Below are 14,040 nucleotides of genomic sequence, written 5' to 3' on the forward strand. Positions count from 1 at the left end.
CTCAGCCCTTCTCGAGGTAGTCGGCGGCGGTGAGGTGCTCGGCCTCCCAGCGGGCCACCTCGGCGGCGAGCGCCGGGTGGGCGGAGAGCCCCGGGCCGGCCGCCATGACCTGCGCGACGGCGTCGGCGGCCACGGCGATCAGCGGGGCGTCGGCGATGACGTCCACGTGGTGCAGCCCCGAGGCCAGCCCGGACTGGGCGGCGCCGAGCACGTCGCCGACGCCGCGCTGGGCGAGGTCCTCCTGCGCGATGCGCATGCCGTCCTGCTCCTGGGCCAGGACTTCGAGCCGGCGCAGCGACGGGTGCCCGTCCGGCAGGCGCGTGGCCAGCAGGCAGACCGCCGCCCCGGGCCCGCGGCCCACGCGGCCGCGCAGCTGGTGCAGGGTGGACAGGCCGAAGTCGTCGGCGTCGAGGATCGCCATGACCGTCGCGTTGGGCACGTCCACGCCCACCTCGATGACGGTGGTCGCCACGAGCACGTCCGTCGCCCCGCGCGCGAAGGCCTGCATCGCCGCGTCCTGCTCGGCCTGGTCCATGCGCCCGTGCACGGCGTCGATCCGCAGCCCCGCCAGCGCCGGGAGACCCCGCAGCCGGGGTGTCATCTCCTCCACGTTGGCGTGGCCCGGGTCGGCGTCGTCGGGGTCGATGCGCGGGCACACCACGAACGCCTGGTGGCCGGCCGCCACGTGCTCGGCGATCAGCTCCCACACCCGGCCGATCACGCGCGGGCCGTGGGCCATCCGCGCCACGTGCGTGGTGACCGGCTGACGCCCGGACGGCAGCCCCTCGAGCACCGACAGGTCCAGGTCGCCGAACACCGTCATCGCCACGGAGCGCGGGATGGGCGTGGCGGACATGACGAGCAGGTGCGTGCCGGGGTTGGCCCGCCGCAGGGCCTCGCGCTGGTCCACGCCGAAGCGGTGCTGCTCGTCGACGACGGCCAGGGCCAGCTCGGCGAAGCCCACCTTCTCGGAGAGCAGGGCGTGCGTCCCGACGGCGATGCCTGCCTCACCGGAGGCCAGGGCCAGCAGCGCCTCGCGGCGTGCGGCGGTCTTGAGCGAGCCGGTGACCAGCGCGACCCTCGTGGCCGGGCCGTCGCCGGCCCCGAGGGTGCAGGCCTCGGCGAGGGGGCCCATCAGGCGCAGCAGGGCGCGGTGGTGCTGCGCGGCGAGCACCTCGGTGGGCGCCACCAGGGCGGCCTGGCCGCCGGCGTCCACGACCTGCAGCATCGCCCGCAGGGCCACGAGCGTCTTGCCCGCGCCCACGTCCCCCTGCAGCAGCCGGCTCATCGGGGCGTCCCGGGCCAGCTCGGCGGACAGCTGCTCCCCCACCGCCACCTGGCCGGGCGTCAGCGCGAACGGCAGGCGGGCGTCGAGGGCCTCGAGCAGGCCGCCGGGCCGCGGCGGGCGGGGCACGGCGGGCACCGCCCGCTCCCGGTCCCGGCGCCAGGCGAGTGCGGCCTGGACGAGCAGCGCCTCACGCAGGGCGAGCGCGGTCCGCGCCGGGCCGGTGGCGGCGACGTCGTGCGGGGCGTGCAGGTCCCGGTATGCCTGGGCGGTGCCCGGCAGCGGCGCGTCCAGGTCGAGCGCCGCGGCGGCCTCCGCGCGGATCCGCTCGGTGAGCAGCTCGGGGATCCGTCCCAGGTCGACGGTCTCGAGCACCCGGGCGACGGCGGAGCGGACCGTCCACGACGGCAGCTTCCCCGTGGCCCGGTAGAGCGGGACCGGTCGCACGTCCACCTCCCCCGGGGCGACGTCGTCGTCCAGGAGGGCGAAGTCCGGGTTGTTCAGCGTGATCCGGCCGCGGTACTCGGTCGTGCGGCCCTGGAACATGGCGGTCATCCCGGGGGCGAGGCGGCGGCGGGCGTCGTGGCCGTTGAAGAAGGCCATGGACAGGCTCGCCCCCGGCACGCCGGCCACGGACGGGTCAGCGACGGTGACGTCCACGATGAACCCGGGCCGGCTGTGCATGCGCCGCGTGGTCACCGACTCCACGACGGCGACGACGGTCACCTCGGCGTCGTACGGCAGGGCGGCGATGGGGGTGAGCTCGCCGCGCTCGATCCAGCGGTGCGGCACGTGGTCCAGCAGGTCCCCGACCGTGGTCAGCCCGAGCTCCTTCTCGAGGCGGGCGGGCAGCTTCCCGCCCAGCACCTCGGACAGGGGCAGGTCGGTGACGGGGGCCTCAGCGGCCATGGCACCCATCCGGTGCGGCGTCGTCGCCGTGCGACGGCTCGGCCAGGTCGGTGACGGCCAGGCCCTCGACGTCGCCGGCGGCCCGCAGGGGGCCGATCGCGTCCTCGGCGCGGGGCACGTGCACGTGGACCCGCCACGGCACCCGGCCCTGCGCGTCACGGGCGGTCCCGACGGGGGCGAGGATCACGGCGTCCCCCACGTCGGTCAGCCGTCGGCGCAGCTCGGCCGCGGCGAGCGGGGTGAGCGTCAGGGTGCCCATCACCTCGACGGCCCCCTCGGTCGGCGCCTCCGCCGCGGCGGCGGGCTCGCCCTCCGCGGCGTGGGCGCCCTCGACGTAGCCGGGGAGGGCGGTGGCCAGCTCCTCGTCCACGGGCGTGCCCGTGACGACGGCGCGCAGCGCCTCGAACACCCAGAGCAGCCCGACGGCGCCGGCGTCCACGACGTGCGCCCGGGTCAGCGGGGCGAGCAACGACTCGGTCTCCTCCACGGCCTGCACGCAGTCGGCCAGCATGAGGGTCACGGCCGGACCGAGCCGCACGGCCGGGTCCGCGTCGCCGGCCACCGCGGGCGTGTCGGGGGCCTGGGTGGACGAGCGCGCGAGGCTGCGGGCGGCCGCGGAGAGCACCGTGAGGATCGTCCCCTCGCGCGGATCCGACAGGGCCTGCCGGGCGGCCCGGTCGGCGGCTCCGAACGCCGCCGCCAGGGCGAACGCGTCGACGCGCTCCCGGCCGCGCAGGGGCTCGGCCATCCCTGCCAGGCCGACCGCGAGCAGCATGCCCGAGTTGCCCCGGGCCGAGTCCAGCGCGGCCGCGCCCGCGTGCGCGAGCACGGCGCCGGCGTCGTCCTGTGCGGGGCAGGCGTCGGCCGCGGTGCGGGCCGCCGTCAGCGTGGCGAGCATGTTCGTGCCCGTGTCCGCGTCCGGGACCGGGAAGAGGTTCAGGGCGTCGAGTCGCGGCGCGGCCCGGCCCACGAGCTCCTCCGCGAGCGCGAGCCAGTGCCGTACCAGTGACGGCCGGGACGGCGTGCTCACTGCGCGACGGCCTCCCCCAGGGTGCCGGTGCGGATGCCCTCGCCCAGGCGGGCGATCGCCGCCCAGTCCGGCCACACGACGTCCTCGCCGGTGTCCGTGTAGCCCACGCCCACGGACGGCACCGTGCTGGTCACGATCGGGGCGTCGCGCGCGTCGCGCAGGGACCACGCCAGGTTCGCGAGGGTGCTCGAGTCGAGCTCGTCGTCGAGGGTCAGGAAGGGGGCGAACTCCTCGACGGCGGCCTGCACGCGGCTCGGGTCCGAGAGGGTGTCGCGGGAGAGGAACGCGGCCACGATGGCCTTGACCAGGCGCTGCTGGTTCTCCACACGGTCGAAGTCGCTGCGCGGCAGGTTGTACCGCTCCCGCGCGTAGGCCAGGGCCTTGTCCCCGTCCATCTGCACGGTGCCCGCGGGGAAGTCGATGCCGCCGGTCGAGACGAAGGCGCTGGGGTTGTCCACGCTGACGCCGCCCAGGGCGTCCACGAGGCCCTTGAAGCCGGCGAGGTCCACGGCGATCACGTGGTCCACGCGTGCCTGGAACATGTTCTCCGCGGTGGCCACCGTCAGCGGGATGCCGCCGTACTGGTAGGCGGCGTTGACCTTGTGGTCCCCGTGTCCCGGGATCGGCACCCACATGTCGCGCATGATGGACATGACCTGGATCTCGCTGCGGTCCCCGGGCACGTGGACCCACATGAGGGTGTCCGACCGGCCGGCGGAGTCACGGCCCTCCGCGCCCGCGTCCTCGCCGACGAGCAGCACGTCGAGGGCCTGCTCGTCCGCCTTCTCGTCCGCGTCCGGGGCGACGGGGCCCTGGGCGCCTTCGGCGGCCTGGTCCGCGTCCATGCCGGGCGGCGGCGCGGTGGGCTGCTGGGCGGACGCCCCCGCGGCGCCCGGGCGGCCCGACTCGGCGGGGAACGCGCCGCCGTCGAAGCGCTGGGTGTCCTGGTCGATGATCCGGGCGATCCCGCCGACGTACACCGCCGCCGCGATGCCCACGGCCAGCAGCGCCACGAGCACCACCGCCAGGGCGATCAGCCACGGGCGGCGACGACGACGGCGCCGCCCGACGGCGACGTCCTCCTGCGGGGGGCGGGGGCGGGGGTCCGCGGTGCTGCTCACGTGGGCTCCTGAGGCGGGGACGGGAACGGTCCCGCCCATGCTAGGGCACGGGCCCCCGCGGGTCCCGGCGCCGCACGTATCCTGGGCGGATGGAATCCCGCCGTCTGCGTCGTCTCGTGCCCCTCCTGACCGCGATCGCCCTCGGCGCCACGGCCTGCACCGGACGGGTGGCCACGGTGGAGGCCGCGCCCCACGCCGCTGACCCGGCGTGTGCCCCGGCCATGGTGGCCATGCCCGACGCCCTGGGCGACCTCGACCTGCGCCCCACCGACAGCCAGGCGACGGCCGTGTGGGGTGACCCGGCCGCCGTCGTCCTGCGCTGCGGCGCCGAGGTCCCCGGCCCCACCACGGACCGCTGCATCTCCGTGGACGGGATCGACTGGGTCATCCGGGACGAGGACGAGAACTGGCGGATCACCACCTACGGCCGTGACCCGGCCGTGGAGGTGCTGTTCGGCAAGGACCAGGCCAGCTCGGACACCGTGATGGTGGGCCTGTCCTCGGCGGTCGCGCAGATCGAGCCCAGCGGCGGCTGCGTCAGCGTGCAGGACGCCACACCCGTCGGCTGAGACCGGCGCGGGCCGGCCGCGGGCCGCGTCAGTGCAGGCCGACGCCCCGCTCGAGGGCGAGGTCCAGCAGCTCCGAGATCAGATCGTCGTAGGACAGGCCCGTCCGCTCCCACATGGCCGGGTACATGCTGATGGGCGTGAAGCCCGGCATGGTGTTGATCTCGTTGACCACCCAGCGCCCGTCCGGGGTGAAGAAGAAGTCGCAGCGGCCCAGGCCGGACCCGTCCACGGCCTCGAAGGCGCGGATCGCCAGGGCGCGCAGCCGCTCGATCTCCTCCCCCGGCAGCTCGGCCGGGCAGGACAGCTGGGTGCTGCCGGTGTCCTGGTACTTCGACTCGAAGTCGTAGAACTGCGTCTCGCCCTCGTCGTGGGCCACGACGATCTCCCCCGGCAGCGAGGCGCGCGGGGCGGCGGCGCCGTGCCCGTCGAGGACGGCGCACTCGATCTCGCGGCCGACGATGCCCGCCTCCACCACGACCTTGGGGTCGAAGCGACGGGCCTCCTCGACGGCGGCGCGCAGACCCGCGGGCTCGGTGACGCGGGTGATGCCGAAGGACGAGCCGGCGCGGGCGGGCTTGACGAACAGCGGGTAGGCGAGCGCCCCGGCGCGGGCGAGGGCCGCCTCCGGATCGCGCGCCCAGTCGCGGGCGGTGATGGTCTCCCACGGGCCGACCTCGAGGCCGGCGGCCTGGAAGGCGACCTTCATGAAGTGCTTGTCCATGCCGACCGCGGAGGCGAGCACGCCGCAGCCCACGTAGGGCAGACCCAGCGACTCGAACATGCCCTGGAGGGTGCCGTCCTCGCCCCAGGGGCCGTGCAGCAGCGGGAACACGACGTCCACCGGGCCCAGCGAGGAGCCGTCGGCCGCGGTCAGCTCGACGGTGCCGTCCGGCAGGGCGCGCAGGCTCACCGGGGCCTCGGGCTCCGGCACCTCCGGCAGGGCGTCGCCGTCCAGGCGGAACGAGGCCACGTCCAGCTCGTCGTGCGACCACAGGCCGGAGCGGGCCACACCCACCGGCACGACGTCCCAGCGCTGACGGTCGGCCGCGTGCAGCACGCCCGCCGCGGTCACGCAGCTGATGGGGTGCTCGCTCGAGCGGCCGCCGAAGAGCAGGAGCACGCGGGGACGCGCGTCGGCGGCGGCCTCCGGGGCGGGGGTGGCGGTCATGCGGTGCGTCCTTCCGACTTCAGGTCACGGGCGAGCAGCAGCTCGGCGAGGCGGTCCACGGCCACGTCCCCGGCGACCACCCGGTCCATCAGCTCGCTGATGGGCATCTCCACACCGTGGGCGCGGGCGGCGTGCACGATGGCGGAGACGGACTTGATGCCCTCGGCCGTCTGGCTCATGGCGGCCACCGCCTCCTCCGCGCTGAGGCCGGTGCCGATGTGGCGGCCGGCCGTGCGGTTGCGGGAGAGGGGCGAGGCGCACGTGGCCACGAGGTCGCCCAGGCCGGCGAGCCCGGCCATGGTGGCCGGGTCGCCGCCGAGCGCGACGGCCAGCCGGGTGGTCTCGGCCAGGCCCCGGGTGATGACGGAGGCCTTGGAGTTGTCCCCCAGCCCCTGCCCGTCGCAGATGCCCACGGCGAGCGCGATGACGTTCTTCACCACGCCGCCGATCTCCACGCCCACGACGTCCATGTTCGTGTAGGGCCGGAAGGTCCGGCCGGCTGTGAGGGCGGCGATGCGCTCCGCCGTCGCGCGCGAGGCCGAGGCGACCACCGTGGCGGTGGGCTCGCCGCGCGCGATCTCGAGGGCGAGGTTGGGTCCGGAGACCACCGCGAACCGGTCCGGGCTGAGGCCCAGCTCCTCCGCGCAGACCTGCGACATCCGCGCGTCGGTGCCGCGCTCGAGGCCCTTGACGAGGGAGACCACGACGGCGTCCGGGGCCAGGTCGGCGCGCACGGTGCGCAGCGTCTCGCGCACGTGCTGCGCGGGCACGGCCACCATCACGACGCCGGCGCCCCGGACCGCCTCGGCGGCGTCGGTGACGGCGCGCACGCAGGTGGGCAGGGTGATGCCGGGCAGGTACTCGGGGTTCTCGTGTCGCTCGGTGATGGCCTCGGCGACCTCGGCCCGCCGGGACCACATCACGATCTCGGACGCGCGGGCGGACTCGGGGCTGGTGCTCAGGCCCAGGACGCGGGCGAAGGCCGACCCCCAGCTGCCGGCCCCGAGGACGGCGACGGTGCGCGGATCGCTCATGCCCCGATCACCCGCGCTCCGGTCGCGGGATCCCAGCGGCCCTCCGGGGCCGGTTCTCCGCGCAGCTCGGCGACCAGGTCGGTGATCGCGGCCATCATGCGGCCGGTGCCCTCGCGCAGGGTCCCCGCCGTCACGGGGCGGTCCCGCAGGTCCGCGAGGTCGACGGGCGCGCCGACCCGGATCCGGGCGGTCTTGCGCGGGAGGACGCGGAGGGAGCGGCCGCCGTACGGCAGCAGCTCCTGGATGCCCCACTGACCGACGGGGATGAGCGGGGCGCCGGTCTGCAGGGCGAGGCGCACGGCCCCGTTGCGCCCGGCCATGGGCCAGCCGTCGGGATCGCGGGTGACGGTGCCCTCCGGGTAGACGATGATCGCCCGGCCCGTGGCGACGGCCTCGCGGGCGGCGGCGAGCGAGCGGCCGCCGTCGCGGGTGCGCTCGACCGGGATCATGCGGGTGGCCTCGAGGACCTGCTTGAGCACGGGCACCTTCCAGAGCTCGGCCTTGGCGAGGAAGGTCGGCAGCAGGCCCTGGTTGTAGACCATGTGGGCCACGGAGAGCGGGTCCACCTCCGAGATGTGGTTGACGGCGAGGATCGCGCCGGTCTCGGGCAGGTGCTCGGTCCCCTCCCACACCTGGCGGACGAGGGCCCGCATCGCCGGTCGCACGATCGCCCCCGGGATCACGTAGGGGGCCCGCGCGGCACGCGTCGGACGACCCCCCGCAGCGGCAGGGCTCTGCGCGTCCACGCCGCTCACCGGTCGCGTTCGGTCAGCTCGACGTCGGCGCCGAGGCCCTCGAGCTTCGCCATGAAGTGCTCGTAGCCGCGGTTGATGATCTCCAGGCCCGTCGCCGTGGAGGTGCCCTCGGCGGTGAGGGCGGCGATCAGGTGGGAGAAGCCGCCGCGCAGGTCCGGGATGTCGAACTCGACGCCGTGCAGCGGCGTCGGGCCGGAGATCACGGCCGAGTGCAGGAAGTTGCGCTGACCGAAGCGGCACGGCACGGAGCCGAGGCACTCGCGGTGCAGCTGGATGGAGGCGCCCATCCGCACGAGGGCGTCGGTGAAGCCGAAGCGGTTCTCGTACACGGTCTCGTGCACGATGGAGACCCCCTTGGCCTGGGTCAGCGCCACCACGAGGGGCTGCTGCCAGTCGGTCATGAAGCCGGGGTGCACGTCCGTCTCGAGCACGAGCGGATTGAGGTCGCCGCCGGCGTGCCAGAACCGGATGCCGTCGTCGACGACGTCGAACTCGCCGCCGATCTTGCGGTAGGTGTTCAGGAACGCCGTCAGGTCGCGCTGCTCGGCGCCGCGGACGTAGATGTCCCCGCGGGTGGCCAGGGCGGCGGAGGCCCACGAGGCGGACTCGTTGCGGTCGGACAGCGCGATGTGGTTGTAGCCGCGCATCTCGCTCACGCCCTCGATGCGGATGGTGCGGTCCGTCTGCACGGTGATGATCGCGCCCATCTTCTGCAGGACGGCGATGAGGTCGTGGATCTCCGGCTCGACGGCGGCGCCCTTGAGCTCGGTGATGCCCTCGGCCTTCACGGCGGTCAGCAGCACCTGCTCGGTGGCTCCGACGGAGGGGTACGGCAGCTCGAGCTTGGCGCCGTGCAGGCCCTTCGGGGCGGAGATGGAGATGCCGCCCGGGCGCTTGTCCACGACGGCGCCGAAGTTGCGCAGCACGGCCAGGTGGTAGTCGATCGGGCGGTCGCCGATCTTGCAGCCGCCGAGGTCGGGGATGAAGGCCTCCCCGATCGCGTGCATGAGCGGGCCGCAGAAGAGGATCGGGATGCGCGAGTCGCCGGCGTGGGCGTCGATCTCGGCGGTCAGGGCCGACTTCACCCCGGCCGGGTCCATCGTGATCCGCCCGGTCTCCTTGTCCCACTCCACGGACACGCCGTGGATCTCGAGGAGGGAGCTGACGACGTCCACGTCCTTGATCTCGGGGATGTTCCGGAGCACGGACGGCGAGTTGCCGAGCAGGGCGGCCACCATGGCCTTGGGCACCAGGTTCTTGGCGCCGCGCACGGTCACCTCACCGGTCAGCGGCTTGCCGCCATGGATGGTCAAGAGCTTCGCCATGCGCGTCCTTCCTCAGCGCGGCCGCAGGGCCACGGTCTCGGCCACTCCGCCGGAGCGGGGAGGTCTCTGAACGGGACCGCCCGCCGCGTGCGGCGGGCGGTCCCGGAATCGACTCCCAGCATAGGGCGTCGCCGGGCACGCGCGGCAATGGTGCGCTCCCGGCGCCGGCCGGTCAGCCGGCCGTGCGGGCCGGCAGGGTGGTGGGCTTGTACGCGGGGCGGTCCGCCTCATAGGCATCGATCTCGGCCTGGTGCCCCAGGGTGACGGCGATGTCGTCCAGGCCCTCGAGCAGCCGGCGACGGGTGTCGTCGTCGATCTGGAAGGGGGCGGTCACATCCCCGCACTCGACGGTGCGTGTGACGAGGTCCACGGTGACCGTGGTCCCGGGACGGTTCTCCAGCTCCTTCCAGATGCGCTCGACGTCCTCCTGCTCCACCTGAGCCGCGACGAGCCCCTGCTTGGCGGAGTTGCCGCGGAAGATGTCCGCGAAGCGCGGGGAGATCACGGCGCGGAAGCCGTAGTCCTTGAGCGCCCACACGGCGTGTTCGCGCGAGGAGCCGGTGCCGAAGTCGGAGCCCGCCACGAGCACGGTGCCCCCGCTGAACGGCTCGGTGTTCAGGATGAAGTCGGGGTCCTGGCGCCAGCCGGCGAACAGGGCGTCCTCGAAGCCCGTGCGGGAGATCCGCTTGAGGTACACGGCCGGGATGATCTGGTCCGTGTCCACGTTCGAGGCGCGCAGCGGCACGCCGACGCCGGTGTGGGTGGTGAACTTCTCCATGGCTCAGGCCTCCTGGAGGGTGAGGGCGGGCAGGTCGGACGGGCTGGCGAGGCGGCCCAGCACGGCGGTGGCCGCGGCGACCACCGGGGACACCAGGTGGGTGCGTCCGCCCTTGCCCTGCCGGCCCTCGAAGTTGCGGTTGGAGGTGGACGCGCAGCGCTCCCCCGGGGCGAGCTGGTCCGGGTTCATGCCCAGGCACATGGAGCAGCCGGCGAACCGCCACTCGGCCCCGAAGTCCTCGAACACCCTGTCCAGGCCCTCGTCCATGGCCTGCAGACGCACGCGCGCCGAGCCCGGCACGACCATGACGCGCAGCCCCTCGGCCTTGCGCCGGCCCCGGACGACCTCGGCGAACGCCCGCAGGTCCTCGATGCGGGAGTTGGTGCACGAGCCCATGAAGACGGTGTCGACCTCGACCTGCTTCATCGGCGTGCCGGGGGCCAGGTCCATGTAGGACAGCGCCTTGCGGGCCGCCTCCTGGGCCACCGGGTCGGTGAAGTCCTCGGGCGCGGGGACGGTGTCGTTCAGGCTCACGCCCTGACCCGGGTTGGTGCCCCACGTGACGAACGGCTCCAGCGTGTCCGCGTCGATGACCACCTCGGCGTCGAACTCCGCGCCCTCATCCGTGGCGAGGGTGCGCCAGTGCTCGACGGCGGCGTCCCAGTCGGCGCCCTCGGGGGCATGGGGCCGTCCCTTCAGGTAGGCGAAGGTGGTCTCGTCCGGGGCGACCATGCCGGCGCGGGCGCCGGCCTCGATGGACATGTTGCAGATGGTCATCCGGCCCTCCATGGAGAGGTTCCGGATGGCCTCACCGCGGTACTCGAGCACGAAGCCCTGGCCCCCGCCCGTGCCGATCTTCGCGATGACCGCGAGGATGATGTCCTTGGCCGTCACACCCGGGCGCAGCGTGCCGTCCACGGTGACCGCCATGGTCTTGAAGGGCTTCAGCGGCAGGGTCTGGGTCGCCAGGACGTGCTCGACCTCGGAGGTGCCGATGCCGAACGCCAGGGCGCCGAACGCACCGTGGGTGGAGGTGTGGGAGTCGCCGCAGACCACGGTGAGGCCGGGCTGGGTCAGGCCCAGCTGGGGGCCGACGACGTGAACGATGCCCTGCTCGGCGTCGCCCAACGGGTGCAGGCGGACGCCGAACTCGGCGCAGTTGGCCCGCAGGGTCTCGATCTGGGTGCGCGAGGTGGGATCCGCGATCGGCTGGTCGATGTCCAGCGTCGGGGTGTTGTGGTCCTCCGTGGCGATGGTCAGGTCGGGCCGACGCACCGGACGCCCGGCCAGACGCAGCCCCTCGAAGGCCTGCGGGCTCGTCACCTCGTGCACGAGGTGCAGGTCGATGTAGAGCAGGTCGGGGGTGCGGGAGGCGCCCTCGCCCCCGCCGCGCACCACCACGTGCTCGTCCCAGACCTTCTCGGCCAGCGTCCTGGGCCGCGTCGTCGCCGTCGTCATGTGCCGCACCTTCCTGCTCACGCACCTGTCAGTCGTCGCCCGGCGCGGGGCGCCGGTGCTCACGGACCACTGTGGGGCGCGGCGGGGCTGTTCTCGACCACGCGGCGCGATATTCCACATCGTGAGATTTCGTCTCACATGCCGGACGCGGCGGAGGCCGGCCCGGTCGCGCACGTCGCGCGCCGACATCCCCGGCCGTCCGCGCAGTGAGACGACTACGATCACCCCATGACCACCGAGCCCGTGCGCCCGCCCACCGAGGACGACCTCATCGGCCCCTCGCTCCACCGGCATCCCAGCGGTGTCGGCGTGGTGGACAAGTCGGTGGCGATCCTTGACGCGCTCGAGTCCGGCCCGGCCACGCTCGCCCAGCTCGTCATCGCCACCGGGATCGCGCGGCCCACGCTGCACCGGCTCGCGGCCGCCCTCACGCACCACCGCATGGTGGGCAAGGACCTGCAGGGCCGCTACGTGCTGGGCACCCGCCTCGCCGAGCTCGCCTCCGCCGCCGGCGAGGACCGGCTCACCACGGCCTCCGGCCCGGTGCTGCTGTGGCTGCGCGACGCCACGGGCGAGAGCGCCCAGGTGTTCCGTCGGCAGGCGGACTCCCGCGTGTGCGTGGCCAGCGCGGAGCGGCCCTGGGGCCTGCGCGACACCATCCCCGTGGGCGCTCGCATGTCCATGAAGGCCGGCTCCGCCGCGCAGGTGCTCCTGGCCTGGGAGGACCACGAGCGGCTCGTCGAGGGGCTGGCCGGCGCCGTGTTCACACCCACCGTCCTCGCGGCGGTGCGGCGGCGCGGCTGGGCCCAGTCCCTGGCCGAGCGCGAGCCCGGGGTCGCCTCGGTGTCGGCGCCGGTGCGCGGTCCCAGCGGCCGCGTCATCGCGGCGGTCTCGATCTCCGGCCCCCTCGAGCGGCTCTCCCGACAGCCGGGCCGGCTGCACGCGGACGCCGTCGTCTCCGCCGCGACGCGGCTCACCGAGCTCATCCGCGCCGGCGAGGCCTGAGGCCCGCCCGCGCCACCGACGGGACGCGCCGCCGAGACACCCCGTTCTTCCCGCGTTCACCCGCGGGGCCTAGCGTCAGCCAGGTCCCCGACCGCCGCCCCCGCACCACCGAGGAGTCCGCCGTGACCGAGACGACCGCGCCCGCCGCCCCCGCCGAGCAGGAGGCCGCGCCGCGGCTGTCCGTGATCGGCACGGGCTATCTGGGCGCCACGCACGCCGCGTGCATGGCCGAGCTGGGCTTCGAGGTCCTCGGCGTGGACGTGGACCCGGCCAAGATCGAGCGCCTGGCCCGCGGCGAGGTGCCCTTCCACGAACCCGGCCTGCCCGAGCTGCTGCGCACCCACGTCGCCTCCGGGCGGCTGCGCTTCACCACGGACGTCGCGGAGGCGGCCCGCTGGGCGGACGTCCACTTCATCGGCGTCGGCACCCCGCAGAAGGTGGGCGAGACCGCGGCGGACCTGAGCTATGTGGACGCCGCCGTCGCCTCCCTCGCTGCGGCGATCGACCGCGACGCGCTGATCGTCGGCAAGTCGACCGTGCCCGTGGGCACCGCGCGCCGCCTGGCCGAGCTCGTGCGCACCGTGCGCGCCGAGGCCGGGCTGCCGGGCGAGGTCGAGCTCGCCTGGAACCCCGAGTTCCTGCGGGAGGGCTTCGCCGTGAGGGACACGCTCACCCCGGACCGCCTCGTCATCGGCACGCACGGGCCCCGCGCCGCGGGCATCCTGCGCCGGGTCTACGCGCGGCAGCTCGCGGACGACACCCCGTGGATCAGCACGGACCTCGAGACGGCCGAGCTGGTGAAGGTGGCCGCGAACGCCTTCCTGGCCACGAAGATCTCGTTCATCAACGCGTTCTCGGAGATCACCGAGAACGTGGGCGGGGACATCGGCACCCTTGCGGACGCGATCGGCCACGACGCGCGGATCGGACGCCGGTTCCTCAACGCGGGCGTGGGGTTCGGGGGCGGCTGTCTGCCCAAGGACATCCGCGCGCTCCAGGCGCGCGTCTCCGAGCTGGGCCTGGACCGGACCATGCGGTTTCTGGCGGAGGTGGACGACATCAACCTGCGCCGCCGTGACCGCGTGGTGGACCTGGCGGTGCAGGTGCTCTCCGCGGCTCGCGACGGCCGGATCCGCCGGGCCGAGGCCTCCGGGCCCGCCCCCACCCCCGCGAGCGTGCAGGTGCTCAACGGCACGCGGATCGCCGTGCTGGGCGTCACGTTCAAGCCGGACTCCGACGACGTCCGGGACTCCCCCGCCCTCGACGTCGCCAACCGTCTCTACACGGCCGGCGCCGACGTCCGGGTGTACGACCCCGAGGGCAATGCCAACGCGGCCGCCCGCTTCCCGCGGCTCGACTACGTGGACTCGCTCGAGGCGGCCGTGGACGGCGCCGAGCTGACCCTGCTGCTGACCGAGTGGCGCCAGTTCCGCGAGATGGATCCGGACACCGTGGGCGCACGCGTGGCCTCCCGCCTGCTGATCGACGGGCGCAACGTCCTGGACGTCGCCGCGTGGCGCGAGCACGGGTGGGACGTCATCGGCCTCGGCCACCGCTTCGACCCGGAGCGACTCCTCCGCGCGGCCTGACCCGCCCGCGGACC

At 74.6% G+C, this 14,040-nt stretch carries 12 protein-coding genes; 3 read left to right on the plus strand and 9 right to left on the minus strand.

Annotation, left to right across the window (positions count from 1 at the left end):
• Position 1: 1 nt before the first annotated feature.
• The 3 genes from ABIB16_RS00985 to ABIB16_RS00995 are packed head-to-tail and all read right to left on the minus strand — an operon-like array spanning position 2 to position 4,345.
• Complete coding sequence (locus tag ABIB16_RS00985) at positions 2-2,194, minus strand: ATP-dependent DNA helicase RecG (protein ID WP_354436003.1); 2,193 nt, start codon at positions 2,192-2,194, stop codon at positions 2-4.
• The gene (locus ABIB16_RS00990; RefSeq protein ID WP_206480807.1) at positions 2,184-3,224 is read right to left on the minus strand and encodes a DAK2 domain-containing protein; all 1,041 of its coding nucleotides are present in this window, start codon (positions 3,222-3,224) and stop codon (positions 2,184-2,186) included. Before ABIB16_RS00990 ends, ABIB16_RS00985 begins: the two co-directional genes overlap by 11 nt.
• A complete protein-coding gene (locus ABIB16_RS00995) occupies positions 3,221-4,345 on the minus strand; it encodes an LCP family protein (RefSeq protein WP_095347298.1) in 1,125 nt (374 codons plus the stop codon). The genes ABIB16_RS00990 and ABIB16_RS00995 overlap by 4 nt, the downstream gene beginning before the upstream one ends.
• A gap of 89 nt (positions 4,346-4,434) precedes the next feature.
• Here ABIB16_RS00995 and ABIB16_RS01000 point away from each other — a divergent pair, with 89 nt between their 5' ends.
• Entirely contained in the window at positions 4,435-4,914 is a 480-nt protein-coding gene (locus ABIB16_RS01000) for a DUF3515 family protein (RefSeq protein WP_063190356.1), read from the plus strand.
• A gap of 28 nt (positions 4,915-4,942) precedes the next feature.
• Here ABIB16_RS01000 and ABIB16_RS01005 read toward each other — a convergent pair whose 3' ends face one another.
• From ABIB16_RS01005 to leuC, 6 genes are all read right to left on the minus strand, one after another.
• Entirely contained in the window at positions 4,943-6,082 is a 1,140-nt protein-coding gene (locus ABIB16_RS01005; protein ID WP_354436004.1) for a D-alanine--D-alanine ligase family protein, read from the minus strand.
• Positions 6,079-7,116 carry an NAD(P)H-dependent glycerol-3-phosphate dehydrogenase gene (locus ABIB16_RS01010; protein ID WP_354436005.1) on the minus strand — a complete coding sequence of 346 codons (1,038 nt, stop codon included), beginning with the start codon at positions 7,114-7,116 and terminating at the stop codon, positions 6,079-6,081. Before ABIB16_RS01010 ends, ABIB16_RS01005 begins: the two co-directional genes overlap by 4 nt.
• The gene (locus tag ABIB16_RS01015; RefSeq protein ID WP_241247602.1) at positions 7,113-7,769 is read right to left on the minus strand and encodes a lysophospholipid acyltransferase family protein; all 657 of its coding nucleotides are present in this window, start codon (positions 7,767-7,769) and stop codon (positions 7,113-7,115) included. The genes ABIB16_RS01010 and ABIB16_RS01015 overlap by 4 nt, the downstream gene beginning before the upstream one ends.
• 98 nt (positions 7,770-7,867) lie before the next feature.
• Complete coding sequence (murA, locus tag ABIB16_RS01020) at positions 7,868-9,196, minus strand: UDP-N-acetylglucosamine 1-carboxyvinyltransferase (protein WP_036312919.1); 1,329 nt, start codon at positions 9,194-9,196, stop codon at positions 7,868-7,870.
• 172 nt (positions 9,197-9,368) lie between these two features.
• On the minus strand, positions 9,369-9,974 hold the full coding sequence (leuD, locus tag ABIB16_RS01025) for a 3-isopropylmalate dehydratase small subunit (protein WP_010078962.1): 606 nt from the start codon (positions 9,972-9,974) through the stop codon (positions 9,369-9,371).
• Positions 9,975-9,977: 3 nt separating this feature from the next.
• Positions 9,978-11,432, minus strand: a complete 1,455-nt coding sequence (gene leuC, locus ABIB16_RS01030; RefSeq protein ID WP_044659168.1) for a 3-isopropylmalate dehydratase large subunit — start codon at positions 11,430-11,432, stop codon at positions 9,978-9,980.
• Between the two features lie 228 nt (positions 11,433-11,660).
• Here leuC and ABIB16_RS01035 point away from each other — a divergent pair, with 228 nt between their 5' ends.
• Both ABIB16_RS01035 and ABIB16_RS01040 read left to right on the plus strand, forming a co-directional pair.
• Entirely contained in the window at positions 11,661-12,437 is a 777-nt protein-coding gene (locus ABIB16_RS01035) for an IclR family transcriptional regulator (protein ID WP_078026043.1), read from the plus strand.
• 122 nt (positions 12,438-12,559) lie between these two features.
• Entirely contained in the window at positions 12,560-14,026 is a 1,467-nt protein-coding gene (locus tag ABIB16_RS01040; protein WP_036312925.1) for a UDP-glucose dehydrogenase family protein, read from the plus strand.
• The last annotated feature ends 14 nt before the right edge of the window (positions 14,027-14,040 follow it).

Origin of the sequence: Micrococcus sp. UYEF5 (assembly GCF_040546065.1) — a bacterium.
Classification (GTDB): Bacteria; Actinomycetota; Actinomycetes; order Actinomycetales; family Micrococcaceae; genus Micrococcus; species Micrococcus luteus.